Origin of the sequence: Actinomadura litoris (assembly GCF_009733595.1) — a bacterium.
Classification (GTDB): Bacteria; Actinomycetota; Actinomycetes; order Streptosporangiales; family Streptosporangiaceae; genus Spirillospora; species Spirillospora litoris.
In genome coordinates, this window is record NZ_WOFH01000004.1 from 548,107 (window position 1) to 573,341 (window position 25,235).

General features: G+C 73.6%; 23 protein-coding genes. 10 read left to right on the forward strand and 13 right to left on the reverse strand.

Annotated elements, in window-relative coordinates:
* Positions 1-112: 112 nt before the first annotated feature.
* The 4 genes from GNZ18_RS13935 to GNZ18_RS13950 all read right to left on the reverse strand — a co-directional run bounded on the left by GNZ18_RS13935 (position 113) and on the right by GNZ18_RS13950 (position 3,039).
* On the reverse strand, positions 113-874 hold the full coding sequence (locus GNZ18_RS13935) for an NRDE family protein (protein ID WP_156216797.1): 762 nt from the start codon (positions 872-874) through the stop codon (positions 113-115).
* Positions 875-935: 61 nt separating this feature from the next.
* Positions 936-1,715, reverse strand: a complete 780-nt coding sequence (locus GNZ18_RS13940) for an SCO1664 family protein (protein WP_173390763.1) — start codon at positions 1,713-1,715, stop codon at positions 936-938.
* 60 nt (positions 1,716-1,775) lie between these two features.
* Complete coding sequence (locus tag GNZ18_RS13945) at positions 1,776-2,327, reverse strand: Rv2134c family protein (RefSeq protein ID WP_156216798.1); 552 nt, start codon at positions 2,325-2,327, stop codon at positions 1,776-1,778.
* 10 nt (positions 2,328-2,337) lie between these two features.
* Positions 2,338-3,039 carry a histidine phosphatase family protein gene (locus tag GNZ18_RS13950; protein ID WP_214619220.1) on the reverse strand — a complete coding sequence of 234 codons (702 nt, stop codon included), beginning with the start codon at positions 3,037-3,039 and terminating at the stop codon, positions 2,338-2,340.
* 76 nt (positions 3,040-3,115) lie between these two features.
* Between GNZ18_RS13950 and GNZ18_RS13955 the strand changes: the two genes are divergently transcribed.
* Positions 3,116-4,096 (forward strand): magnesium and cobalt transport protein CorA, encoded by a 981-nt coding sequence (locus GNZ18_RS13955; protein WP_156216800.1) that lies wholly within the window; start codon positions 3,116-3,118, stop codon positions 4,094-4,096.
* A 10-nt stretch (positions 4,097-4,106) separates the two neighbouring features.
* Here the strand turns inward: GNZ18_RS13955 and GNZ18_RS13960 are convergent, their stop codons facing one another.
* The 3 genes from GNZ18_RS13960 to GNZ18_RS13970 form a co-directional block, all read right to left on the reverse strand.
* A complete protein-coding gene (locus GNZ18_RS13960; RefSeq protein ID WP_156216801.1) occupies positions 4,107-4,589 on the reverse strand; it encodes a hypothetical protein in 483 nt (160 codons plus the stop codon).
* Positions 4,590-4,860: 271 nt separating this feature from the next.
* On the reverse strand, positions 4,861-5,226 hold the full coding sequence (locus GNZ18_RS13965) for a peptidase inhibitor family I36 protein (protein WP_173390764.1): 366 nt from the start codon (positions 5,224-5,226) through the stop codon (positions 4,861-4,863).
* Between the two features lie 394 nt (positions 5,227-5,620).
* Positions 5,621-6,439, reverse strand: coding sequence for an undecaprenyl-diphosphate phosphatase (locus GNZ18_RS13970; RefSeq protein WP_214619217.1), 819 nt, complete (start codon positions 6,437-6,439; stop codon positions 5,621-5,623).
* Between the two features lie 273 nt (positions 6,440-6,712).
* On the opposite strand from GNZ18_RS13970, the gene GNZ18_RS13975 reads away from it, so the two are divergent.
* Together GNZ18_RS13975 and GNZ18_RS13980 are read left to right on the forward strand one after the other, a co-directional pair.
* Positions 6,713-7,666: an aldo/keto reductase gene (locus GNZ18_RS13975; RefSeq protein WP_156216803.1), complete on the forward strand. Its 954-nt coding sequence runs from the start codon at positions 6,713-6,715 to the stop codon at positions 7,664-7,666.
* Between the two features lie 117 nt (positions 7,667-7,783).
* Positions 7,784-9,673: a helix-hairpin-helix domain-containing protein gene (locus GNZ18_RS13980; protein ID WP_312874506.1), complete on the forward strand. Its 1,890-nt coding sequence runs from the start codon at positions 7,784-7,786 to the stop codon at positions 9,671-9,673.
* Between the two features lie 52 nt (positions 9,674-9,725).
* Here GNZ18_RS13980 and fabI read toward each other — a convergent pair whose 3' ends face one another.
* Both fabI and GNZ18_RS13990 read right to left on the reverse strand, forming a co-directional pair.
* Positions 9,726-10,514 carry an enoyl-ACP reductase FabI gene (gene fabI / locus GNZ18_RS13985; protein WP_156216804.1) on the reverse strand — a complete coding sequence of 263 codons (789 nt, stop codon included), beginning with the start codon at positions 10,512-10,514 and terminating at the stop codon, positions 9,726-9,728.
* A gap of 5 nt (positions 10,515-10,519) precedes the next feature.
* Complete coding sequence (locus GNZ18_RS13990) at positions 10,520-11,224, reverse strand: beta-ketoacyl-ACP reductase (RefSeq protein ID WP_156216805.1); 705 nt, start codon at positions 11,222-11,224, stop codon at positions 10,520-10,522.
* A 274-nt stretch (positions 11,225-11,498) separates the two neighbouring features.
* Between GNZ18_RS13990 and GNZ18_RS13995 the strand changes: the two genes are divergently transcribed.
* Both GNZ18_RS13995 and GNZ18_RS14000 read left to right on the forward strand, forming a co-directional pair.
* Complete coding sequence (locus GNZ18_RS13995; RefSeq protein ID WP_312874507.1) at positions 11,499-12,998, forward strand: TldD/PmbA family protein; 1,500 nt, start codon at positions 11,499-11,501, stop codon at positions 12,996-12,998.
* Positions 12,999-13,003: 5 nt separating this feature from the next.
* Positions 13,004-14,377, forward strand: a complete 1,374-nt coding sequence (locus GNZ18_RS14000) for a metallopeptidase TldD-related protein (protein WP_156217044.1) — start codon at positions 13,004-13,006, stop codon at positions 14,375-14,377.
* A 192-nt stretch (positions 14,378-14,569) separates the two neighbouring features.
* Here the strand turns inward: GNZ18_RS14000 and GNZ18_RS14005 are convergent, their stop codons facing one another.
* Positions 14,570-14,782, reverse strand: a complete 213-nt coding sequence (locus tag GNZ18_RS14005; RefSeq protein WP_156216806.1) for a dodecin — start codon at positions 14,780-14,782, stop codon at positions 14,570-14,572.
* Between the two features lie 89 nt (positions 14,783-14,871).
* Between GNZ18_RS14005 and GNZ18_RS43145 the strand changes: the two genes are divergently transcribed.
* Together GNZ18_RS43145 and GNZ18_RS14015 are read left to right on the forward strand one after the other, a co-directional pair.
* The gene (locus GNZ18_RS43145) at positions 14,872-15,225 is read left to right on the forward strand and encodes a DUF3099 domain-containing protein (protein ID WP_214619215.1); all 354 of its coding nucleotides are present in this window, start codon (positions 14,872-14,874) and stop codon (positions 15,223-15,225) included.
* Between the two features lie 480 nt (positions 15,226-15,705).
* A complete protein-coding gene (locus GNZ18_RS14015; protein WP_214619214.1) occupies positions 15,706-16,857 on the forward strand; it encodes an acyl-CoA dehydrogenase family protein in 1,152 nt (383 codons plus the stop codon).
* Between the two features lie 26 nt (positions 16,858-16,883).
* Here GNZ18_RS14015 and GNZ18_RS14020 read toward each other — a convergent pair whose 3' ends face one another.
* On the reverse strand, positions 16,884-17,669 hold the full coding sequence (locus GNZ18_RS14020; RefSeq protein WP_156216808.1) for a helical backbone metal receptor: 786 nt from the start codon (positions 17,667-17,669) through the stop codon (positions 16,884-16,886).
* Positions 17,666-20,884, reverse strand: coding sequence for a fused isobutyryl-CoA mutase/GTPase IcmF (gene icmF, locus GNZ18_RS14025; RefSeq protein WP_242893631.1), 3,219 nt, complete (start codon positions 20,882-20,884; stop codon positions 17,666-17,668). Before icmF ends, GNZ18_RS14020 begins: the two co-directional genes overlap by 4 nt.
* A gap of 89 nt (positions 20,885-20,973) precedes the next feature.
* On the opposite strand from icmF, the gene GNZ18_RS14030 reads away from it, so the two are divergent.
* The 3 genes from GNZ18_RS14030 (at position 20,974) to GNZ18_RS14040 (ending at position 23,724) form a co-directional block, all read left to right on the forward strand.
* Positions 20,974-21,474, forward strand: a complete 501-nt coding sequence (locus GNZ18_RS14030) for a MarR family transcriptional regulator (RefSeq protein ID WP_156216809.1) — start codon at positions 20,974-20,976, stop codon at positions 21,472-21,474.
* Positions 21,475-21,578: 104 nt separating this feature from the next.
* Positions 21,579-22,379, forward strand: a complete 801-nt coding sequence (locus tag GNZ18_RS14035; protein WP_156216810.1) for a tryptophan 2,3-dioxygenase — start codon at positions 21,579-21,581, stop codon at positions 22,377-22,379.
* Positions 22,369-23,724, forward strand: a complete 1,356-nt coding sequence (locus GNZ18_RS14040) for an FAD-dependent oxidoreductase (RefSeq protein WP_156216811.1) — start codon at positions 22,369-22,371, stop codon at positions 23,722-23,724. Before GNZ18_RS14035 ends, GNZ18_RS14040 begins: the two co-directional genes overlap by 11 nt.
* On the opposite strand, the gene GNZ18_RS14045 is transcribed toward GNZ18_RS14040, so the two are convergent.
* Entirely contained in the window at positions 23,687-25,177 is a 1,491-nt protein-coding gene (locus tag GNZ18_RS14045; protein ID WP_312874508.1) for an MFS transporter, read from the reverse strand. The two genes, GNZ18_RS14040 and GNZ18_RS14045, sit on opposite strands and share 38 nt — an antisense overlap.
* Positions 25,178-25,235 lie beyond the last annotated feature (58 nt).

The following is a 25,235-nucleotide window of genomic DNA, read 5'->3' on the forward strand; positions in this document are numbered from 1 at the left end:
CACGCGGGCGTGCCCGAACGCCGATACCGGCCGGTGTCCACGGTCGCTCCAGAACGCATCAGCGCACGTCAGAACACATCAGAACAGGCCGGAGAAGGCGATGGACGACGGGTCAGAGCACGCGGTCCCAGGACGCGGCGTCGCCGGGCACGGCGGAGAAGTCGTACCGCACGCCCCGCGCGGACAGCGCCGTGAGGCTGACCGAGGTGGTCCCCCACACGCGTCCGTCGCCGAGGTCCAGGAGCGGGAGCAGCGCCCTGCGGTCCGTGCGCGCGACGCCGTCCCCGGCGACGAGCGCGAACCACGCGCCCCACGCCTCCGCCACCGGCCCCTCCCCCGGGACGGGACGCGGCGCGGCGGCGAACCGGGGCCGGAAGTGCGCGAGCCGGGCCTCCATGTAGGCGTCCTCGGTCTGCCCCTCCAGCCGGCCCTCGCCCTCCAGCCCGCTGTTGACGATCATGTGGAGGCCGGGCGTGAGGGAACGTTCCACCAGCGTCTCGCCGTTCCAGGTCCACAGCCGCACCCGGTCGGTCTCGGCGCACACCAGGTAGAAGGGGTCGAACGCCGGGAGGTCGAGCTCGCCGAGCTTGCCGTCGGCGGCCATCCGCAGCGGCAGCCCGCCGCGCGTGGCACGGCCGTCGGGCGGCGCCATGCGGCCCCGCCCGTTCAGGACCGTCGCGACGCGCCGCGCCTCCGGGTCCACCGCGAGCCACGTCCCCCCGGCGCGCAGGTCACGCCCGCCGACGAGGCCGGGTCGGTCGTCCCAGTACCGGTCCGGCGGCTCCCAAGAGCGGGCAACGAACTCGTCACGCACGCCCACCAGCAGGACGGGAACGGGCGAGGAGGGCTCAAAACTCACGACCGCCGTGCACATGTCCCCCATTGGAGCACCAAGCCCGTTCCGTCCCGCGCCCGGGGTGCGCCCACGGCGGGGGCTACAGCGGCGGCCAGGGGATGGCGGGCCAGTCCTCGGGGGGGTAGGGGTGGATGCGGTGCTTGAGCATCAGCTCGACGCGGCGCCGGGTGGCGTCGACCTCCTCGGCGGTGAGCAGCTCCGCCAGCCGCGCGGTGAGCGGGCCGTCGCGCAGCGCCCGCTCGACGCGGCCGAGGGCCTCCAGCGCCTCGGGCGTGAGCGGCTTGCCGCGCCACTGCCACAGGACGGTGCGGAGCTTGTACTCGACGGAGAAGCACACGCCGTGGTCGCAGCCGTAGACGCGGCCGTCGCCGGGCGGCAGCAGGTGGCCGATCTTGCGGTCGGCGTTGTTGACGACGGCGTCGAACACCGCCATGCGGCGGACCGGGTCGTCCTCGGTGCGCGACAGCGCGACGAGGTCGATGTCGGGGTCGGGCTCGACCCACAGCTGGACCATGCCGGGCCCGTAGGGGCCGTCGCGGTGGACGGTCGGCGGGACGGTGCCCCAGCCCATCGCCTTGGAGACCTCGTAGGCCGCGACCTCGCGCTCGGCGAGCGTGCCGTCGGGGAAGTCCCAGAGCGGGCGCTCCCCCGCGACGGGCTTGTAGACGCAGTGGGCGGCGCGGCCCTCGTGCTCGATGGAGCAGTAGAGGGTGGCGTTGGAGGCCTGGACGAGCCGTCCCTCGACCGACAGGCGCCCGGCGAGCAGGAGGCTCTCGGCGGCGGGGACGTCCAGGGGGGACACCGGCTGCCCGGCGGGACCGTCGCCGGCGGGGGCCCGGTCCCGGGAGGACTGTGTCATGCGCTCATTCTCCCGGGCGGCGCGTCCGTGATCCAGCGCATGATCGGGTAGGGCGCCATATCAGCCGAGGTATCCGTTCTGACGCGGGCAGACGTGCCCCTCGGTGTCGAGCGGCAGCCCGCACAGCGGGCAGGGGGGACGCCCCGCCGCGACGACCTTCAGCGCGCGTTCGGCGAACGCGCGGGCCTGGGCGGCGCTGATCCGCACGCGCAGCACCGCGATCGCGGGGTCGTCGTCGCCGACCTCGGCGTCCTCGTCCTCGCCCTCGGTGACCTCCTGCGCCTCGATCACGACCTGCTCGTCGTCGGGGTCCCAGGCGAGGGCCATCGTGCCCACCTTGAACTCCTCCTCGACGGGCTGGTCGAGGGGGCCGTCGTCGCGCAGCTCCGACGGGGTGACGGCCGGGACGGGCGCGTCCCCGCCGCTGCGGCGCAGCACCTCGTCGAGCAGCTCCTCCAGCCGCTCGGCGAGCAGCGTCACCTGGAACTTCTCCAGGCCGACGCTGGTGACGCGGCGGCCGGAGCGGGCCTGGAGGTAGAAGGCGCGGTCCCCAGGCCGGCCGACGGCGCCGGCGACGAACCTGTCCGGCGGGTCGTAGGAGATGACGGGCATGGCAACGACCCTACGCGCCGCCGCCGACGGCCGCGTCACTCGACCCCGCGGCGCCCTCACCGGGCGGCGGGGGCAGCAGCGCGGCGACGTCGCCCCCGGTGTCGTTGACCCGGACGACGAACGGCCTCAGCTCGGTGTAGCGGATCGCGGTGAGGGACGCGGGGTCGGCCTGGATCCGCTGGAACTGGTCGAGGTGGAGGCCGAGCGCGTCGGCGACGATCGCCTTGATGATGTCGCCGTGGCTGCACATGGCGTAGACGGCGTCCTCGCCGTGCTCGGCGGCGATCCGCGCGTTCCACCCGCGGACGGCGGCGACGGCGCGGTGCTGCGCGTCCGCCATCGCCTCCCCCGCCTCGCCGGGGAAGCGCACGGCGCTCGGGTGGGTCTGGACGACCCGCCACAGCGGCTCCTCGGCCAGCTCCTTGAGGGGACGGCCCGTCCAGTCGCCGTAGCGGACCTCGCCGAGCCGCTCGTCCGTCTCGACCTTCCCGGCGGGGCCGGGCCGGCCGGCGGCGACGGCCTCGGCGGTCTCCACGCAGCGCTCCAGCGGGCTGGACACGACCGCGGCCAGCGGGACGGGCTCCAGCCGCGCGGCGAGCGCCGCCACCTGGGCGCGGCCGCGCTCGTCGAGGTGGACGCCGGGGGTCCACCCGGCGAGCAGGGGCCCGGTCATGGTGGTCAGGCCGTGTCTAACCAGGAGAAGGGTCGTCACATCCAGCACTCTAGGAGATGCCGGGCCCCGTGGTGATCGCGTCCGGGTTTCCCGAGTGCGGCGCGGATGCGGGAGAATGCGACGCGTGATCGTGGACAAGGCCATCTACGCCGGCGGAACGCGCACCGACATCGACGGCGACATCAGCGACGCCTTCGACCTCGCGCGCAGCCAGGGCGAGTGCTTCGTGTGGATCGGCCTCTTCGAGCCGGACGAGGCCGAGTTCGAGCTCGTCAAGGAGGAGCTCCATCTGCACCCGCTCGCCGCCGAGGACGCCGTGACGGCGCACCAGCGGCCGAAGATGGAACGCTACGGCGACACGCTGTTCGTGGTGCTGAAGACCCTCTCCTACATCGACGAGACCTCCGACATCGAGGTCGGCGAGATCATGGTGTTCCTGGAGAAGGACGTCGTCGTGACCGTCCGGCACGGCGCGGGCAACCCGCTGGGGCCCGTCCGCAGGCACCTGGAGGACTCCCCCGAGCTGCTCAAGCACGGCGCGGCCTCCGTGCTGTACGCGGTGTGCGACGAGGTCGTCGACCGGTACGGCCTCGTCGTGCACGAGGTCGAGGTCGACATCATCGGGCTGGAGAAGGCGGTGTTCGACCCGTCCGCGCGGGACGTCACCGAGGACGTCTACTCGCTCAAGCGGGAGGTGCTGGAGTTCCGCACCGCCGAGGACCCGCTGATCCCCGTCCTCCAGGAGATCGTGCGGGGGCGCGTCAGCGAGTGCGGCAGCACCCGCGAGTACTTCCGCGACGTCCTCGACCACCTGCTGATGGTGGACGGCCAGGTCGACGCGCACAACGAACTGCTCAACAGCGTGCTCACCGCGCATCTGGCGCTGCTCGGCAAGCAGCAGAACGAGGACATGCGCAAGATCTCGGCGTGGGCGGCGATCATCGCGGTCCCGACGGCCATCGCGGGGATCTACGGGATGAACTTCACCCACATGCCCGAACTCAAATGGTCCTTCGGGTATCCGCTGGTCATCCTAGTGATCGTTTCCATCAGCGCCTTCTTGTACCGCCGCCTCCACAAGAGCGGCTGGCTCTGACCCACCCCGATCACGCGCCACGGCCACGGCATGCGATGGCATCACCGAACCGCCCCACCTGCAACAGCACTAGCCCCAGATTGCCCAGCGCCTGGCCTTCAGAGGCTCGGTCCGCGGCGCGGGTCGCGGTGTCGCGGGCAAGGGTGGCCAGGGTGAGCCAGTCGTTGAACAGCCGCCGCCGGCCCAGGAGCCTGGCCGGGATGAGGGCCAGGGAGTTGGCGATGGCGGGGTGGCCGTTGGCGGCGGTGTGTGCCGCCGCCATGAGGTTGGGCAGCTCGGCGTCGAGCCACGCCGGCGACTGCTCACGGGTGGCGAACCCGTCCCCCTGCCCGTTGGGGAGCGGATCGGTGACCGTGGGGTCCAGACGGGCGTCCGCAGCCTCGGCGGTGCCGGTGTAGTAGTGCAGGAGCCACCGCAGGTCCTGGTCGCGCTGGTCGATGCCCGCGTGCCGTTCGCCCAGGGTGGCGGCGTACTGGCCGACCAGGTCGTGCATCCGCCACCGGCCATACGGGTCGCCGGGCTCGATCAGGTGCGCCTCGGCGAGCCGTTCCAGCAGCCGCCGCCCTTCGATTCCGGGAGCGCGGCGGTGGAGACCTGGGGCCCTGGGTTGAAGGTCAGCAACCGGAACATCCGGATCCGGGAGGGGCCGGCCAGGCGGGCCGCTTTCCCTGGCCCGTTCACGCCATGTTCTGACCGGCCCCGGTCATCCCCGCGGCCGCCGGTGGAGGCCACAGGGGCGGAGCCGCCCCTGTGGCCTTGCCGGTTCAGTTACAGGGTCCCCAAGAGGAGATCTTGTCGTTGGCGCTGTTGCCGATGTTGGGGGACGAGTCGCCGGGGCCGGTCACGTAGACGGCGCGTCCACTGGAGTTCGTGTGTTCGAAGAAGCAGACGACCGTGCCAGTGCGGTTCCAGAGGGAAGTCGTCTTGTCGTTGATGGCGGATCCGACGTTGGACACCGTGGTCCCGCCGGACAGGAAACGTCCGTTGTAGTTGGAGTGCTCCCAGACACAGACGGAGCCGTCGGGGCAGTCGCGCCAGTCGGCGTTCGCGATGCCGGTGGTGCCGACCGTGGTCCCTGCCGCGCATGCCGCCGCGACCGCTCCGACAGTCAGCGTCCTCTTCAGTTTCATGCCTGCCCTCTCCTGTGGTGGCGGCGAGGATTCGCCGTCGACGATGGCCCGTGCGGGGGCGTGGTCGGGGCGCCGGTGGCCACCGCCCTGATCAGTGCCGTAGCCAGGGCCTGAACCTTGGACATGCGGGCAAGCTAGCCCGGGGGCGCGACCCCGGGACACCGGGCATTGTCCGTTGAACATCCGGGTAGTCCGGGGGGCACCACCGGGCGCTGGCGGACGGTCCCAAGCTCAACCGGGGCGTCGGTCGGGGCGCGGCTTCGGCGGGCGTCGGTGTGATCCGGGGCCTGCGCGGCTCGTCCGGGTCCCATGCCGCGACGGTGCCTCCGCGGGCCCGGTGCGCCTGCCCGAACACATCGCGGGCACCGCGAGAGCGGCCGGAGCCGGCGTCGGGTCAGGTCGCGGTGATGGTGCCGGCGGCCAGCAGGCCCAGCAGGGCGCCGCCGAGGGCCACCCGGTAGTAGACGAACACCATCATCGAGTGGCGGGTGAGGAACTTCAGCAGCCACGCGATGCAGGCGTACCCGACGACGAACGACACGATGGTGGCGACGATCGTCGGCACGATCTGGAGCGATCCGTCGAAGGCCTTGCGCAGCTCGAACAGCCCCGACAGGACGACGGCGGGGATCGACAGCAGGAAGGAGTAGCGGGCGGCGGCCTCACGGGTGTAGCCGAGGAACAGCGCGCCGGTCATCGTGGAGCCCGAGCGCGAGGAGCCGGGGATCAGCGACAGGCACTGGAACGCGCCGATCAGCAGGCCGTCGCGCATGTTGAGGTCGGCGACCTCGCGCTTCTTGATGCCCGCCCACTCCGACACCATCAGCAGCAGGCCCATCAGGATCAGCGACGTCGAGTTGATCCACAGGTTGCGGGAGGGCCCCTCGATGAAGTCCTTGAACGCGAGGCCGCACACCGCGATGGGGATGGTGCCGAGGCCGATGTACCAGCCCATCCGCGCGTCCTGGTGGGGGCGCAGCTCGGGGGTCCACAGGCTCTTGGTCCAGGTGGTGAGGATGCGGACGAGGTCGCGCCAGAAGTAGATGATGACGGCGGCCATGGTGCCGAGCTGGATGACCGCCGTGAAGGGCGCGCCCGGGTCGTCCCAGCGCATCAGCTTGGGCACGATCAACAGGTGACCGGAGCTGGAGATCGGCAGGAACTCGGTGAGTCCCTGGACGATTCCGAGCACGGTCGCTTCCACGACGTTCACTGGCGGCGCGTCCCTCCCAGAGTGCGAGATGGGCCACGGCGACCGATCCCCCTGGAAGGGTAGCGGGCGTCGGCGGGAGGGATGGGCAAGCCACGGCGAACCCGCCTATATGAGCCCCCTCACCTGCGCGGACGCGGCCTCCCGTCACCTACGGGCCAGTTCCCGAATGTTTCCCGGCCATCTTCCCGTCACCCTCCGGGTGGCCGTGTGCGGACGATCACGACCGGTGACGGACGGGAGGGACGTCCGCGATGACCGCTACATTGACCGCCTATGAAGGAGCGTCACCTCGGGCGGAGCGGGCTGCTGGTGTCCCGGCTGGGCCTCGGCACCATGACCTGGGGGCAGGACACCGAGCCCGACGAGGCGGCGGAGCAGCTCGTCGCGTTCGTCGACGCCGGCGGCACGTTCGTCGACACCGCCGACGTCTACAGCGACGGCGACAGCGAGCGGATCCTCGGCCACCTGCTGCGCGAGTTCGTCGACCGGGACGGCCTCGTCGTCGCCACCAAGGCCGCGATCAGGCCCAACGGCCGCTACGACGGGTCGCGCCGGCACCTGCTCCGCGCGCTGGACGCCTCGCTCGACCGGATGGACCTGGAGCACGTCGACCTGTGGCAGCTCCACGTGTACGACCCCGCGACGCCCCTGGAGGAGACGCTGTCGGCGCTGGACGAGGCGGTCGCCTCCGGCCGCGCCCGCTACGTCGGCGTGTCGAACTACGCGGGCTGGCAGGTGTCCAAGGCCGCCGCGTGGCAGCGGGCCTGGCCCGGCCGCGCGCCCGTGGTGTCGGCCCAGCTGGAGTACTCGCTGCTGCGCCGCGACATCGAGCGGGAGGTCGTCCCCGCCGTGCTGGACGCGGGCGCGGGCCTGCTGCCCTACTCGCCGCTCGGGCGGGGCGTGCTCACCGGCAAGTACCGCACCGGCATCCCCGCCGGGTCCCGGGCGGCCGCGCCGCACTTCTTCGAGTTCGTCCAGCCCTACCTCGACGAGGAGTGCGCCCGGATCGTGGAGTCGGTGGTGACCGCCGCCGAGGGCCTCGGCGTATCCCCGCTCAGCGTGGCGCTCGCCTGGGTCCGGGACCGCCCCGGCGTCGCCGCGCCGATCGTCGGCGCCAGGACCGCCGCGCAGCTCGGCGCGATCCTGGAGAGCGAGGACCTCACGCTCCCGGGCGAGATCCGCGGGGCCCTGGACGACGTCTCCGACATGTCCCCCGCCCATTCGTGACGGTGCCCGCGTGACCGGCGGCGCGGATGGACGGAGTGTGCCCGTGACCATCCGGGACGTCCGTGGCACGCTCGGGACCGTCCATCGCCAACCCCGAGAAGCCGCGACGGGAAGCCCGTGACCGATCCCCACACCGACCACTCCCCCACCCCCGCCGAGCGGGCCGCGCGCGCCGCCGAGGCGCTGCGCGCCGCGGAGGCCGCCGGGGCGCAGGCCAAGGCCCGCCCGGCGCCGCCGCCCGACGCGACCGCGGCCCAGGCCGCGCCGGACGCGAAGGAGGGGGCCGCCGCGCTCGCCGAGCTGTTCGCGGAGGCGGGCGCCCCCGCGCCGCTCGCGGGCCGCGCCGCCGCCCGGCTCGGGCCCGGCGCCGCCGCCGCGCTGCGCGCCGACCCGTGGCGGCTGCTGCGCGTCCCCGGCGTCGCGCCCGCGCAGGCCGACCACTTCGCCCGGCGGCTGCTGGGCGAGGGCGCGCGCCCGGACGACCCGAGGCGGGGCCGCGCGCTGGTCCTGCACCTGCTGATCGAGGCGGCCCGCGAGGGGCACACGGTCACCCCGGCGGCGGACGTGGCGGCCGCGCTCCAGCGGATCGGCGTCCCGGACCCGCGCGCGGCGGTCGAGGCCGCGCTGGACGAGGCGGAGGTGCTGGCGCTCACCGAGGAGCCCGAGTTCGACGAGGACTCCGTCGAGGAGGCCGACCCGCCCGAGCCGGAGGAGACGCTCGGCCCGGCGCGGTGGGCGCTCGCCGAGGAGGCGGCGGCCGAGGGGCTGCGGCGGCTGACGCTCACGGCGGCGCCGCTGCTGGACGACGCGGCCGTCCGGGAGCTGCGCTCGGGCCTGCCCGAGGACCGCTCGCTCGCGCTCACCGCCGCGCTGCGCACCGGAGTCAGCATCCTGCGCGGGGCGCCCGGCGCGCTGGAGCGCGCCGCGCTGGAGATCGCCTCGGCCGCCGCGGGCCGGGGCGTCCGCGCCGCCGTCGTCGCCCCCACCGACCGCGCCGCCGCCGACCTGGCCCGCGACCTCCCCGGCGGGGAGGGCGGCGGGCCGCCGGTCACGAGCCTGCACCGGCTGCTGGAGCCGCGCGCGGACGCCTCCGCCGCGCCGGGCGCGGTCGTCTACGGGCGCGGCGAGCAGAATCCGTTCGACCTGGACCTGGTCCTCGTCACGGCCGCCGCCGGGCTCGACGTCGAGCTGTGCGCGGTGCTGGCCGAGGCGTGCGCCGACGGCACCCACCTGGTCCTGTGCGCGCGGGAGGGCGACGCGCCGCCCGCCGGTCCCGGCCGCCCGCTGGAGGACCTGGAGGCGTCCGAGGCCGTCCCGGTCGTGACGCTGGACGCCCCGCCCCCCGGAGACCCGCTCGGCGCGCTGACCGCCGCCGTGCGGGGCGGTGAGCTGGTCGCGGTGGACGCGCCGGGCCGCGAGGTCGTCGTGGTGCCCGCCGCCGACCCCGGGGAGGCGGTGCACCGCGCCGTCCAGCTCGTGACCGACTCGATCCCGCGCGCGCTCGGCATCCCGCTGGAGGACGTCCAGGTCGTCACGCCCGCCGCCGGCGGCGAGACGGGCGCGACCGCGCTCAACGCGGCGTTGAAGGCCCGGCTGAACCCGGGCCCGGGCAAGTTCGCGGGGATGGACCCCGGCGACCGGGTCGTGGTCGCCGCGCCGCTCCCCCAGGCGGCCGTGGGCGAGACGGGCGTGGTGCTCGGCGGCGGCGCGCACGGGCTCGACGTGGAGTTCCCCGGCGGCATGGCCACGCTGTCCCCGGCGGAGGCGGCGCGGCTGCGGCACGGCTGGGCGGTGCCGGTCGCGCTCGGGCGCGGGACGCCGCGTCCGGCGGTGGTTGCGGTGATGTCGGGCGAGGGGCTGTCGCGTCCGGTGGTGGCCACGGCGTTCGGGCTGGCGCGGCGGCACCTGTCGGTCGTGCAGGCGGCCGGGCCCGCGCTCGCCCGCGCCGTGCGGGACGTCGCGGCGCCCGCGCGGCGCACCCGGCTGGCCCGCCTGATGATGGGCTGAGCGCCAGGCTTCGAGAGCCGGGCCCCGCGAAGGGGCCCGGCTCGAAGGAACGCTACTGGGACGCGGCGGCGAGGGCGTGGATGCCGCCGTCCACGTGGACGATCTCGCCCGTGGTCGCCGGGAACCAGTCCGACAGCAGCGCGACGCAGGCGCGGGCGGTGGGCTCGCTGTCCTTGACGTCCCAGCCGAGCGGGGCGTTCTTCGGCCACATGTCGGTCATGCCCTCGAACCCGGGGATGCTCTTGGCCGCCATCGTGGCGAGCGGCCCGGCCGCGACGAGGTTGACGCGGATGCCCTGCGGGCCGAGGTACTTGGCCAGGTAGCGGGAGCAGGACTCCAGCCCCGCCTTGGCGACGCCCATCCAGTCGTACACCGGCCACGCCTTGGTGGCGTCGAAGTCCAGGCCGACGACCGAGCCGCCGTCCTTCATCAGCGGCAGGCACGCCATCGTCAGCGACTTCAGCGAGTACGTCGAGGCGTGGACGGCGGTCGCCACGTCCTCCCACGGCGTGTCGAGGAAGTTGCCGCCGAGCGCGTTCTGCGGCGCGAACGCGATCGCGTGGACGATGCCGTCGAGGTGTTCGAAGCCGTGCCCGCGCAGGCCGTCGGCCAGGCCGTCGAGCTGCTCGGCGCTGGTCACGTCCAGCTCCAGCACCGGCGGCGGCGCGTCGGGGCCCGACGGCAGCCGCTTGGCGGTGCGCTGGGTGAGGGTCGGGCGCGGGTAGGCGGTGAGCGCCACCTCGGCGCCCTGCTCCTGCGCGACCCGCGCGATGTGGAAGCCGATCGACTTGTCGGTCAGGACGCCCGTGACCAGGATCCGCTTGCCTTCGAGAATTCCCATGACCTCTAGTGCCCCATTCCCAGGCCGCCGTCGACCGGGATCACGGCCCCGGTGATGTAGGCGGCGTCCTCGCTCGCGACGAACCGCACGGCCTTGGCGACCTCCTCGGGCCGCGCGATGCGGCCGAGCGGGATCGACGCCGTGATCGCCTTCTGCTGGTCCTCGGTCAGCACCGCCGTCATGTCGGTGTCGACGAACCCCGGCGCGACCACGTTCACCGTGATGTTGCGGGAGCCGATCTCGCGGGCCAGGGACCGGGCGAACCCGACCAGGCCCGCCTTGGAGGCGGCGTAGTTCGTCTGCCCCGGCGAGCCCATGAGCCCGACCACCGACGACACCAGCACGATCCGGCCGGTGCGCTTGCGCATCATGCCCTTCACGCCGCGCTTGGCGACGCGGAAAGCGCCGGTGAGATTGGTGTCCAGGACCGAGGTGAACGACTCCTCGCTCATGATGGCCAGGAGGGTGTCCTTGGTGATGCCCGCGTTGGCGACGAGCACCTCGACCGGGCCCTGCTCCGCCTCGACCTTGGCGAACGCGGCGTCCACGTCCTCGGCGCTGGTGACGTCGCAGCGGACGCCGAACAGCCCCTCGGGAGGCTCGCCGGACCGGTAGGTGACGGCGACCGCGTCGCCCGCGGCGGCCAGCTCGCGGGCGACGGCCAGGCCGATGCCCCGGTTACCGCCGGTCACGAGGACAGAGCGACTCATCACGACCCTCTCGTTGCGCAGTGGTGGAACTCCCCGGCGAGGGGACGGGACGGGCCGGAGCGGCGCGCCCCCGCCCCGGCCCCGCGGCCGGTCTCGACCGCCGTCCGCGACCACCCCGAGCCGATTGTCCCGGGGCGGCAGCCTGGACACTAGCGGGCCCCCGGGGGGAAGAGGATGTGCCGACCCGACAAGATCCGCTGACCCGGCTTTGTTCGGGCCGCCGCGAAGGCCGTCGCGAAGCCGCCGCGGAGGCCGGCGGGGTAGGTTGCTGAGGGTGCATGACATCGATCCCGCCTTCACCGCGCTGCCGCTGCGCGCGCTGGCCGACGCGGCCCTGAGCCGGGCCCGCGAGCTCGGCGCCGAGCACGCCGACTTCCGGCTGGAGCGCATCCGCAGCCAGACCCTCCGGCTCGCCGACGCCGCCCTGGAGACCGCGCTGGACGCCGACGACGTGGGGCTGTCGGTCCGGGTCGTCAAGGACGGCACCTGGGGCTTCGCCGCCGGCATCGACCTCACCCCCGACGGGGCCGCCCGCGTCGCGGCCCAGGCCGTCGAGGTCGCCGCCGTCGCCCGGGCCGTCAACCGCGAGCCCATCGAGCTGGCGCCCGAGCCCGTCCACGGGGAGCGGACGTGGGTGTCCTCCTACGAGACCGACCCGTTCGCGGTCCCCACCGCCGACAAGGTCGCGCTGCTGGCGGGCTGGAGCCGCCGGCTGCTGTCCGACGACCGCGTCGACCACGTCGACGCGACGCTGCTCCAGGTGAAGGAGAACAAGTTCTTCGCCGACCTCGCGGGCACCGTGACCACCCAGCAGCGGGTCCGGCTGCACCCGGTGGTCAACGCCGTCGGGATCTCCGAGGGCCGCTTCGACACGATGCGGACGCTCGCCCCGCCCGCCGGCTACGGGTGGGAGTGGCTGACCGGCGCCCACTGGGACTGGGACGGCGAGCTTGAGCGCATCCCGGAGCTGCTCGCGGAGAAGCTCGCGGCGCCGTCGGTCGAGGCGGGCGCCTACGACGTCGTGATCGACCCGTCCAACCTGTGGCTGACGATCCACGAGTCGATCGGGCACGCCACCGAGCTGGACCGCGCGCTCGGGTACGAGGCCGCCTACGCGGGCACCTCGTTCGCGACCCCCGACAAGCTGGGCAATCTGCAATACGGGTCGGAGGTCATGAACATCACCGGCGACCGCACCGCCGAGCACGGCCTCGCGACGATCGGCTACGACGACGAGGGCGTGGAGACGCAGGCGTTCGACATCGTGTCGGGCGGGCTGTTCACCGGCTACCAGACCGACCGGCGCATCGCGCGGCTGACCGGCGCCGACCGCTCCAACGGGTGCGCGTTCGCCGACTCGGCGTCCAGCATGCCGATCCAGCGGATGGCGAACGTGTCGCTGCGGCCCGCCGAGAACGGCCCGTCCACCGACGAGCTGATCTCCGGTGTGGACCGGGGCGTCTACATCGTCGGCGACAAGAGCTGGTCGATCGACATGCAGCGGTACAACTTCCAGTTCACCGGGCAGCGCTTCTACCGGATCGAGAACGGGCGCCTGGCGGGGCAGCTCCGCGACGTCGCCTACCAGGCCACCACCACCGACTTCTGGAACTCGATGGAGGCGGTCGGCGGCCCGCAGACCTATGTGCTCGGCGGCGCGTTCAACTGCGGCAAGGGCCAGCCGGGGCAGGTCGCGCCGGTCAGCCACGGCTGCCCCGCGGCGCTGTTCCGCGGCGTCAACATCCTCAACGCGCTGAAGGAGGCCGGCCAGTGAGCACGATGGGGCCGCAGGAGGCCGTCGAACGGGCCCTGGCGCTGTCCCGCGCCGACGACTGCGTGGTGATCGCCGACGAATCCGCCACCGCCAATCTGCGGTGGGCGGGCAACACCCTCACGACCAACGGCGTCACGCGCTCCAGCCGCCTCACGGTGATCGCGCTGCGGAGCACCGGCGGCGGGGTCGCGGCGGGCGTGGTGTCGCGCGCCGCCGTCGGCCCCGACGGCGTCGAGGACCTGGTGCGCGCCGCCGAGGCCGACGCCGCGGGCAACGAGCCCGCCGAGGACGCGGCGCCGCTGGTCGCCGACGGCGCGAGCGCGGACTGGGACGAGGCCCCCGCCGAGACCGGCATCGGGGTGTTCGAGGGCGTCGCGCCCGCGCTCGGCGAGGCGTTCGCGCGGGCGCAGGCGGCCGACCGGCGGCTGTACGGGTTCGCCAACCACGTCATGACCTCGACGTTCGTCGGCAGCTCGGCCGGGCTCCGGCTGCGCCACGACCAGCCGACCGGGCTGCTGGAGCTGAACGCCAAGGGCGCGGGCGGCTCGGCCTGGGCCGGGGTCCCGACGCGCGACTTCACCGACGTGGACGTCCCCGGCATGGCCGAGGGGCTCGCGCGGCGGCTCGGCTGGGGCGAGCGGCGCGTGGACCTGCCCGCCGGGCGGTACGAGACGATCCTGCCGCCGAGCGCCGTCGCCGACCTGATGGTCTACCTGTACTGGTCGGCGGGCGCGCACGACGCCGAGGACGGCCGGACGGTGTTCAGCGCCCCCGGCGGCGGCACCCGCGTCGGCGAGCGGCTGGCGAACCTGCCGGTGACGCTGTCCAGCGACCCGGCGGCGCCGGGCCTGGAGTGCGCGCCGTTCGTCGTCGCGCACGCCTCCAGCCGCGAGTCGTCGGTGTTCGACAACGGCCTGCCGCTGGCCGCCACCGACTGGATCCGGGACGGCGAGCTCGCCTCGCTCGCCCAGACCCGCCACTCCGCCCGGCGGACCGGGCTGCCGCTCACGCCGTCGATCGACAACCTCGTGATGGCGGGGCCCGAGGGCGGCGCCGCGCTGGAGGACATGATCGCCCGCACCGAGCGCGGGCTGCTGCTGACCTGCCTGTGGTACATCCGCGAGGTCGATCCGCAGCGGCTGCTGCTGACCGGCCTCACCCGCGACGGCGTGTACCTCGTCGAGGGCGGCGAGGTCGTCGGGGCGGTGAACAACTTCCGGTTCAACGAGAGCCCGGTCGACCTGCTGTCGCGGCTGGCCGAGGTCGGCCGCACGGCGCCGACGCTGCCCCGCGAGTGGTCGGACTACTTCACCCGCGCCGCGATGCCGCCGGTGCGGATCGGCGACTTCAACATGTCGACGGTCTCCCAGGCGTCCTGAGGGCGCCTCCGGCGATCACGAGCGGCCGGGGCCGCCCGGAGTCCCTCTCCGGGCGGCCCCGCGCTGTCTCCCGGGCCGCCCCCGAGGCGCTCTGATTCGCCCGTGGGCGGCCCGGCGCCCCGGTGGGGGGCCCGGGGCCTCGACAGCGCCCCCTGGACCTGTCAGGCGCACTGTCAGCGTTTCGGGGGATTCTCAGTCGTCCTCCAGGCGGAATCCGACCTTCAGGCCGACCTGGTAGTGGGCGACCTCCCCCTCCTCGATCTGGCCCCGGACCTGCGTCACCTCGAACCAGTCCAGGTGCCGCAGCGTGCGCGCGGCCCGCCTGATCCCGTTGCGGATCGCGGCCTCGACGGACTCCGGCGAGGTCCCCACGATCTCGGTCACCCGGTATGTGCGGTCGGTCATCCCGTGCCTCCAGACGTCGGCGGTTCCCTGGGAAATGCCGGGGGCGACCTGCTGTCGCCCGGCGGACTCCTTGGGCTTACCGTGGAAATGTGAAGGTGAACCCCCGCCGTAGGCCCGAGGTCTACACGGTGACCGACGCGCCGCGCCCCATGTCGGAGGACATCGGGCACCGGCAGCGGCGCTACCTCGTGTCCATGGGCATCCGGACGAGCTGCTTCGTCGGCGCGGTCGTCGCGGCGATGGCCGGCGCCCCGCTGTGGGCTGTCGGGATCCTCGTGGCCGGAGCCCTGTTCCTGCCCTACGTCAGCGTGATCGTGGCGAACGGCGGCCGGGAGCCGACCGCCTCCCCGCACTTCGAGGAGCCCTCCGGAGAGTCCCAGGAGGACCCTGGGAGCCGCGCACAGAAGCCGATTTCCGGACAGCGACCGGAAATCGGGTCGTGACATTCTCTTGACTAACCGCGGGGGGTTTCGGTGTACGATTTGTACCGGCGCTCTGGTCCCCCGTCGGAGCGCCCGTGCCGGTGTTCCGGGCCCCCGTCGGAACACCGATGATGCGGCGCCGGGTGGATTGCCCCCGTATCCACCCGGCGCCGCTTTTCATGTCCGGGGGCTCCCCCTTGACCGGTTCGCGGGCCGCCCTTGAAGGACGCCGCGGCCGGTGAGCACATTTTCGCCGCGTTGCCCAGGCCCAAAGCTGGCCTGGTTCGGCCACGAGCCGAAATCCGCCCGGTCGAACTTTTCCGGCGGGGAGCCGTGCGGGTCGCCGCGCGATCTCCGGACCGGACGCCGGGTTCGCTTCCAGGACATCCCCCGCCATATCCGCGCACGTCATCATGCCTTGGGCGGTTGCTACTAGAACGGGATTCGAGCTAGCTTGGCGATTCGCGAGTTCCGCCCGTCGGCGTCCGGAAGGGGCACAGCGTGCGCCGCACCCTGTTCAACGAGGATCACGAGGCGTTCCGGAAGATGATCCGCGGCTTCGTCGCCGCCGAGGTCGCGCCGGTGTTCGGCTCCTGGGAGGAGGCGGGGCACCCGCCGCGCGAGTTCTACAACCGGCTCGGCGAGCTCGGGATCCTCGGCATCCAGGTGCCCGAGGAGTACGGCGGCGCGGGCGAGACCAGCTTCAAGTACCAGGCCGTGGTCGCCGAGGAGTGCGCCCGCGCGGGGGTGGGCTTCGGCGGCTACGTCGTCCACGTCAACCTGGTGCTGCCCTACCTGCTCAAGTACGCGACGCGGGAGCAGAAGGAGCGCTGGCTGCCGCCGTTCGCGGCCGGCGAGATGATGACGGCCATCGCGATGACCGAGCCCGGCACCGGCTCCGACCTCGCCGGGATGCGCACCACCGCGCGGCGCGACGGCGACCACTACGTGCTGAACGGCGCCAAGACCTTCATCACCGGCGGGGTGCTGGCCGACCGGGTGCTGGTGGTGGCCCGCACCTCCGCCGCCCCGGCCGGCGACCGGCGCGCGGGCCTGTCGATCCTCGCGGTCGACGCCCGCAGCGAGGGGTACGCGGTCGGGCGCAAGCTGGAGAAGATCGGGCTCCGCAGCTCCGACACGGCGGAGCTGTCGTTCACCGACGTGCGGGTGCCCGCCGGGGACCTGCTCGGCGAGGAGGGGCGCGGGTTCGAGTACCTCACCCACAACCTGGCGGAGGAGCGGCTCGGCATCGCCACGACCTCCTACGCCTCCGCCGCCGCGGCGGTGGGCTTCGCCCGCGCGTACGTGCGGGACCGGACGGTCTTCGGCAAGCCCGTCTCCTCGTTCCAGAACACCCGGTTCGTCCTCGCCGAGTGCGCCACCGAGGTGGAGGCGGCGCGGTCGCTGGTGGACCGCGCGATCGAGGCGCTGGACGCCGGGGAGCTGACCCCCGCCGACGCGGCCGTCGCCAAGCTGTTCTGCACCGAGGTGCAGGCGCGCGTGGTCGACAAGTGCCTCCAGCTCCACGGCGGCTACGGCTACATCCTGGAGTACCCGATCGCGCGGCTGTACGCCGACGCCCGCGTCTCGCGGATCTACGGCGGCACCAGCGAGGTGCTCAAGACGATCATCGCCAAGGACCTCCAGGTCTGAGCGGCCCGGGGATCAGTACCCGGGGATCAGTAGCGGCGGGCCTCGGCCAGCTGCCGCGCCAGCACGGACGGCGCGTCCACCAGCGAGGGCCCGTACCAGGTGAGGTGGCGGCCGTCGACGAGCGCGGCGTCCAGGCCGGGGAAGGACTCCGGGCCGTCGGCCGCGGTGAAGCGGTAGGGCTCGTCGGGCAGGACGACCAGGTCCGCGCCCGCCGCGTTCAGCTCCTCCAGCGGGACCTTCGGGTAGCGCTCGGGGTGCCCGGCGTAGACGTTCGCGACGCCCAGCCGGGACAGGACGTCGCCGGTGAAGGTGTCGCGGCCGACGACCATCCACGGCCGCCGCCACACCGGGACGACCGCCGCGCGCGGCGCGCCGGGCGCGACCCGCGCCCAGACGCGCTCGGCCTCCTCCAGCCAGGCGGGCGCCGGGGCGCGGCACGCCCCGGCCAGCATGCGGCGCAGGGAGGGGAGCGCCTCGTCCACGGTGCGGATCTCGGTCATCCAGACGGGGACGCCGGACGCGCGCAGCGCCTCGACGTCGCCGGGCCGGTTCTCCTCGGTGTTGCCGAGGACGACGTCGGGCCGCAGCGCGGCGACCTTCCCCAGGTCGGGGCTCTTCGTCCCGCCGACGCGCGGCACGTCCAGGCCGGCCGGGTGGGTGCACCAGTCGGTGGCCCCGGCGAGCAGGCCGGGCGCGCTCACCGCGACCGTCTCGGTCAGGGACGGGACGAGCGAGACGACCCGGCGCACCCGCTCGGGCAGGGGAACGGCCGCGCCGGTGTCGTCGGTGCCCGGCCCACCGGAACGCGTCATACGTTGCGGCGGTACTGGCCGCCGACCTCGAAGAACGCGTCGGTGATCTGCTGGAGGCTGCACACCCGGGCCGCGTCGACCAGGACCGCGAACACGTTCCCGCCCGAGCGCGCCGCGTCCTTGAGCGCGGCCAGCGCCGACTCGGCCTCCTCGCGGTGCGCGGCCTGGTAGGCCCGGACCCGGTCGAGCTGCGAGCGCTTCTCCTCGTCGGTGGCGCGCGCCAGCTCGATCGACACCGGGGTGCCGGAGTCGGCGTCCGGGCCGCGGAAGGTGTTGACGCCGACGATCGGCAGCGAGCCGTCGTGCTTGCGCTGCTCGTACAGCATCGACTCGTCCTGGATGCGGCCGCGCTGGTAGCCGGTCTCCATCGCGCCGAGCACGCCGCCGCGCTCGCTGATCCGGTCGAACTCGGCGAGCACCGCCTCCTCGACGAGGTCGGTCAGCTCGTCGATGACGAACGACCCCTGGAGCGGGTTCTCGTTCATCGCGAGGCCCCACTCGCGGTTGATGATGAGCTGGATCGCCAGGGCCCGGCGGACGGACTCGGCGGTCGGGGTGGTGACGGCCTCGTCGTAGGCGTTGGTGTGCAGGCTGTTGCAGTTGTCGTAGATCGCGATGAGCGCCTGGAGCGTCGTGCGGATGTCGTTGAAGTGCATCTCCTGCGCGTGCAGGGACCGCCCCGACGTCTGCACGTGGTACTTGAGCTTCTGGCTGCGCTCGTCGGCGCCGTACCGGTCGCGCATGGCGACGGCCCAGATGCGGCGGGCGACGCGTCCGAGGACGTTGTACTCGGGGTCCATGCCGTTGGAGAAGAAGAACGACAGGTTCGGCGCGAAGTCGTTCACGTCCATGCCGCGCGCCAGGTAGGACTCGACGTAGGTGAACCCGTTCGCCAGCGTGAACGCGAGCTGGCTGATGGGGTTCGCGCCCGCCTCGGCGATGTGGTAGCCGGAGATGGACACCGAGTAGAAGTTGCGGACGGAGTTGGCGATGAACCACTCCTGGATGTCGCCCATCATCCGCAGCGAGAACTCGGTGGAGAAGATGCAGGTGTTCTGCCCCTGGTCCTCCTTGAGGATGTCGGCCTGGACGGTGCCGCGCACGGTGGCCAGCACCCGCGCGCGCACCCCCGCCGCCTCCTCCTCGGACGGCTCGCGGCCGTGCTCCTCGCGGAAGGCGTCCATGCCCTGGTCGATGGCGGTGTTGAGGAAGAACGCCAGGATCGTCGGCGCGGGCCCGTTGATCGTCATCGACACCGACGTGGTCGGCGAGGACAGGTCGAACCCGTCGTAGAGCGCCTTCATGTCGTCCAGCGTCGCGATCGACACCCCGGACGTGCCGACCTTGCCGTACACGTCGGGGCGCTCGCCCGGGTCGCGCCCGTACAGCGTGACCGAGTCGAACGCGGTGGACAGCCGGGTCGCGGGCTGCCCCTCCGACAGCAGCTTGAAGCGCCGGTTGGTGCGGAACGGGTCGCCCTCCCCCGCGAACATCCGCGCCGGGTCCTCGTTGTCGCGCTTGAACGGGAACACCCCGGCGGTGAACGGGAACCTCCCCGGCAGGTTCTCCGAGCGCAGGAACCGCAGCAGCTCGCCGTGGTCGGTGTAGCGGGGCAGCGCGACGCGCGGGATCCGGCTGCCCGACAGGGACTCGCGGGCCAGCGGCGTGCGCAGCTCCCGGTCGCGGATCCGGACGACCTGCTCCTCGCCCGAGTAGGACTCCACGACGGCGGGCCAGCCCTCGACCAGCTCGGCGTTCGCGGGGTCGACGTCCCCGCGGGCCCGCTCCAGCAGCGCCTCGACCTCGGTGGCGTCGGTCAGCTCCGCGCGCACCTCGTCCAGCCGCTGGACGCGCCGGACCGCCTCGACCTGCCGACGCGTCGCCGCGTGGTAGCCGCGCACGGTCTCGGCGATGTCGGACAGGTACCGGACGCGCGCGGGCGGGATGATCGTCGCGGCGCCGGTGGACACCTTCGTCTCCGCCTCGGGCAGCGTCCCGGGCTCCAGGCGGAGCCCGTGCTCGCCGAGGAGCCCGCCCAGGTGCTGGTAGAGCGCGGTGACGCCGTCGTCGTTGAACGTGGCGGCGCTCGTGCCGAAGACCGGCATGTCGTCGGGCCGCTGCCCGAACGCCTCCCGGTTGCGGACGAGCTGCCGCGAGACGTCCCGCAGCGCGTCGGCCGCGCCGCGCCGCTCGAACTTGTTGATCGCGACCACGTCGGCGAAGTCGAGCATGTCGATCTTCTCCAGCTGGGACGCGGCGCCGAACTCCGGCGTCATCACATACAGCGACACGTCCACCAGCGGGACGATCGCGGCGTCGCCCTGCCCGATGCCGGGGGTCTCCAGGACCACGAGGTCGTACCCGGCGGCCTTGCACGCGGTGACGATGTCCTCGATGCCGCCGGGCAGCTCCCGCGCGCCGCGCGTGGCGAGCGAGCGGAAGAACACGTGGTCGCCGTCGAGGGAGTTCATCCGGATGCGGTCGCCGAGCAGCGCGCCGCCGCCGCGCCGCCGGGTCGGGTCGACGGCGAGCACCGCGACGCGGACCTTGTCCTGCTGGTCGACGCGCAGCCGCCGCACCAGCTCGTCGGTGAGCGAGGACTTGCCGGAGCCGCCCGTCCCGGTGATGCCGAGCACGGGCACGCGCCGCTTCCCGGCGGCCTCGGCGAGCAGCGCCCGGTCGGCCTCCGGCAGCTTCCCGGCCTGGAGGCAGGTGATCGCGCGGGCGAGGGCGCGCCGGTCCCCGGCGACGACCCCGTCCGCGGCGGCGGGCTCGGCGGCCAGGTCGACGTCGCAGTCGCGGACCAGCTCGTTGATCATCCCGGGCAGGCCGAGGCGCTGGCCGTCCTCGGGCGAGAAGATCCGCACCCCGGCGGCCGACAGCCGCGCGATCTCCTCGTGCACGATCACGCCGCCGCCCCCGCCGAACACCCGCACGTGCCCGGCGCCGGCCTCCTTCAGGCTCCGCGCGAGGAACTCGAAGTACTCGACGTGCCCGCCCTGGTAGGAGCTGATCGCGACGCCCTGCGCGTCCTCCTCCAGGACGGCGTCGACGACCTCGCGCACCGAGCGGTCGTGCCCGAGGTGCACGACCTCGGCGCCCTGCGCCTGGAGGATCCGCCGCATGATGTTGATCGCCGCGTCGTGCCCGTCGAACAGCGCCGCCGCCGTCACGAACCGCACCGGATGCTCCGGCACGTGGAGCTGCCCCGTCACCGTCTCCACCTCAACCCTTGGACATCCAATATTTGGAAGTTAAAATAGTTTCCGTGCGCGATCAGGTCAAGGACACATACGCTCATGCGATGCCCGCCACCCCCGATCCCATCGCCGAGGCCCACCGCCAGTGGAGCCTCCGCTGGCCCGAGCACGCCGACCACATGGCCGCCGTGACCTCGGTGATGCGCGCGCAGCAGCTGCTGCTGAGCCGCGTCGAGGCCGTCCTCAAGCCCTACGGCCTCACCTTCGCCGCCTACGAGGCGCTGCGCCTGCTCGCCTTCACGCGCACCGGCACCCTCCCGATGGGCAAGATGGGCGACCGGCTCATGGTGCACCCCGCGTCGGTGACCAACGTGATCGGGCGCCTGGAGCAGCGCGGCCTGGTCGGCCGCGGCCCCTCCCCCGCCGACCGACGCGTCGTCCTCGCCACCATCACCGGCGCCGGGCGCGAGCTGGCGGAGGAGGCCACCGCCGCGCTCAACGAGTCCGGGTTCGGCATCGCCGGGCTGCCCGCCGCGCGGGCCGTCGAGATCACCGCGGCGCTGCGCGCCGTCCGCGCCGCCACGGGCGAGGTCGAGGAGCCCTGACGCCCGAGATGCCGGATTTGTGACTCATGACCGCCCCTCAGGCCGGATGACCGGTAGATCAAATATGCTGCGAATCACACCCCGGAAGGCGCGAGGAGGCGGCAATGGCGGATTCGCCGACGACGACGTACGGCGGCTATCTGCGACTCGACCGGCTGCTGTCATGCCAGGAGCCGAGGACCGGCGCGCACGACGAGATGCTGTTCGTGATCATCCATCAGGTCTACGAGCTGTGGTTCAAGCAGATCCTGCACGAGGCGGCCCTGCTCCAGCGCAGGCTGGAGGAGGGCAACAGCGCCGGGTCGCTGCACACCGCCCGCCGCATCGCCAAGATCCTCAAAACCGTCGTCGGCCAGCTGGACGTGCTGGAGACCATGACGCCCCGGCAGTTCGCGTCCTTCCGCGACGCGCTCGGGACCTCCAGCGGCTTCCAGAGCGAGCAGTTCCGCGAGCTGGAGGCCGTCCTCGGGCGCCGCGCCTTCCCCGCCTCCGACCTGCGCGACGACGAGCGCCTCCAGGCCGCGGTCGCGCGCCCGTCGCTGTTCGACTCGCTGCTGCGCTACCTGGCCGGTCGCGGCCATCCCGTCCCGCCCGAGGCCCTCGACCGGGACGTCTCGCGCGGGTGGGAGCCGGACGCGGGCGTCCAGAAGATCCTGCTCGCGGTCTACGCCGACGAGAGCGGACCGGCGGCCGAGGTGTGCGAGGCGCTCGTCGACGTGGACGAGGGCATCCAGGAGTGGCGGTACCGGCACCTGAAGATGGTCGAGCGGACGATCGGCGCCAAGATCGGCACCGGCGGCTCGGCAGGCGCCGACTACCTGCGCTCCACCCTGTTCGCGCCCGCCTTCCCCGACCTGTGGGAGGTCCGCTCGCAGACCGAGGAGGTCCCCGTCCATGGCGCCTGACAACGAGGCCGCTGGCGGCGGCGCCGGGGGCGGCGGAGGGGTCGCCGTCGTCGGCGCGGGCCTCGCGGGCTGCCTGCTCGCCGTGCTGCTCGGCCGGCGCGGCATCGAGGTGACGGTGTACGAGCGGCGCCCCGACCCGCGCGTCGCGGGCGCCGAGCAGGGCCGCTCCATCAACCTCGCGATCTCGGCCCGCGGCCTGGCGGCGCTGGAGCAGGTCGGGCTGCGCGACCACGCGCTGAAGCAGGCGCTGCCCATGCACGGCCGCATGGTGCATCCGCGCGGCGGCGAGCCGAACTTCCAGCCCTACAGCGCCGACGGCGGGCGCGCCATCAACTCGATCGGCCGCGCCGAGCTGAACCGGTCGCTGCTGGAGACCGCCGAGGCCACGCCCGGCGTCCGGCTCGTCTTCTCCCGGCGCGTCACGGGCGTGGACACCAAGGCGGGCGCGCTGCTCCTGGAGGACCCGGCGGGCCGCTCCAGCACCGAGCCCGCCGACGTCGTCCTCGCCGGGGACGGGGCCTACAGCGCCGTCCGCGCGTCGCTGCGGCCCGACGGCGACACCGACTTCCTGGAGCACGGCTACAAGGAGCTGACGGTCCCGCCGCGCGACGGCGGGTTCGCGCTGGACCCGGACGCGCTGCACATCTGGCCGCGCGGCACGTCCATGATGATCGCGCTGCCCAACCTCGACCGGTCCTTCACCTGCACGCTGTTCTGGCCGAAGTCGGACTTCGACGTCCTGGACACCCCCGACCGGGTCGCCGCGTACTTCGCCGAGCACTACCCGGACGTCGCGAAGCTGATGCCGGGGCTCGTCGAGGACTACGGGCGCAACCCCGTCGGGTCGCTCGTCACCGTCCGGTGCTGGCCGTGGGTGCGCTACGGCGACGGCGCGATCGTCGCGCTGCTCGGGGACGCGGCGCACGCGATCGTCCCGTTCTTCGGGCAGGGCGCCAACTGCGCGTTCGAGGACTGCATCGAGATCGACCGGTGCCTGACCGAGACCGACGGGCACTGGCCGCGCGCGCTGTCGCTCTACCAGGAGCGCCGCAAGGCCAACACCGACGCGATCGCCGAGATGGCGCTGGACAACTTCGTCGAGATGCGCGACCGGGTGTCCTCGCCGGTGTACCGGGCCAAGCAGGCCGCGACGCACGCGCTGGAGCGGCGCCTCGCGGGCCGCTACGTCTCCCGGTACGAGCTGGTGTCGTTCTCCACCATGCCCTACGCGGAGATCCCGTCCCGCATCCGGCGGCAGAACCGCGTCCTCGCCGGGTCCGCCGCCGGGGCCGCGGGGGCGCTCGTGCTCAGCCTGCGGATCCTTCGCCGGCGGAGCCGCCGCTGACGGCCCCGGCCGCCTCGCCGCCCTCCGCCGGACGTCCCCGCCGGCTGGAGATCACGAGGTCGGCGACGGCGGCGGCCAGCGCCGCCAGGACGAACGCCAGGATGACGATGAGGCCCTGCCGGAACGCGGCGGCCCAGTCGCCGCGGCTCCCGGAGACCGACGCGAAGAACACCGAACCGACGGCGGCGATCCCGGTCGCGGTGCCGACGCGCTGGCCGGTCTGGAGCACCCCGGCGGCGCTGCCGCCCTCGGTGTAGGGGATCTCCGACAGCGTGATCGTCTGGTTGGGCGCGATCACCAGCCCGCTCCCGGTGCCCGCGAGCAGCAGCGGCAGCGCGGTCGCGAGCGCGACGCCGCGTCCGGGCTCCAGCTCGACCGCGACCCACGCGGCGACCAGCCCGACCGCGACCAGGCCGAGCCCGGCGGCGACGAGCGGCCGCCCGTACCTGTGCACCACCCGTCCGCCGACCGAGGCCGCGACGCCCGACCCCACCGCGAACGGCGTGATCGCCAGGCCCGCCTCCAGCGCGCTGTAGTGCAGGCCGTTCTGCAGGTACAGGGTGAAGATGAAGAACACGGCGGTGAACCCGGCGAAGTACAGCAGCGCGATCGCGGCGCCGAGCGCGTAGGAGCGGCGCCGGAACATGCCGAGGTCGACCATCGGCGTCCGCGTCCGCCGCTCCCACGTCACGAACGCGGCGATCAGCGCGGCGGCGGCGGGCAGCAGCAGCCACTTGGCGGGCCCGTGCCACTCCTGGTTCTGGACGAACGGCAGCAGCACGCACAGCACGCCCGAGCCCAGCAGCAGCACCCCCGGCGGGTCGAGCCCGCGCCGCTCCCCGTAGATCGGCTCGGGCAGCAGCCGCCACGCCAGCGGCAGCGCGAGCAGGCCGACCGGGACGTTGACGTAGAACACCCAGCGCCAGCCGTTGTCGGCCCCGGCCAGCGCGATCAGCGCGCCGCCGAGCAGCGGGCCGGTGGCGGTCGCGATCCCGATGACCGAGCCGAGCGCGCCGAACGCCTTGCCCCGCTCGGCGCCCTGGAACAGCTGCTGGATGAGCCCGGCGACCTGCGGGTTCAGGATGCCGCCCGCGACGCCCTGGGCGAGCCGCGCGCCGACCAGCCAGCCGATGCCGGGCGCGATCCCGGCGAGGGCGCTGGAGGCGGTGAACAGCGCCAGCCCCGACATGAACACCGCGCGCCTGCTGCGCGCGTCGCCGAGCCGCCCGGCGGGCACGAGGACGAGCCCGAACGTCAGCGCGTACCCCGACAGGATCCACTGGAGGCCCGCCTCGGACGCGTCCAGGCCCTCCCGGATCGAGGGCAGCGCGACGTTGACGATGCTGACGTCCAGCAGGGTCATGAACGCGGCGACCAGGCACACCGACAGCGCCTGCCAGCGGCGCCGCGCGCCCGGGCCGTCCCCGGCGGCGGCCGGGGTCCCGGTGCGCACGAGCCCGTCCTTTCCGAAGATCGCGCCGTCAAACGCGCGGTGTCGCCATGCCAGAGTT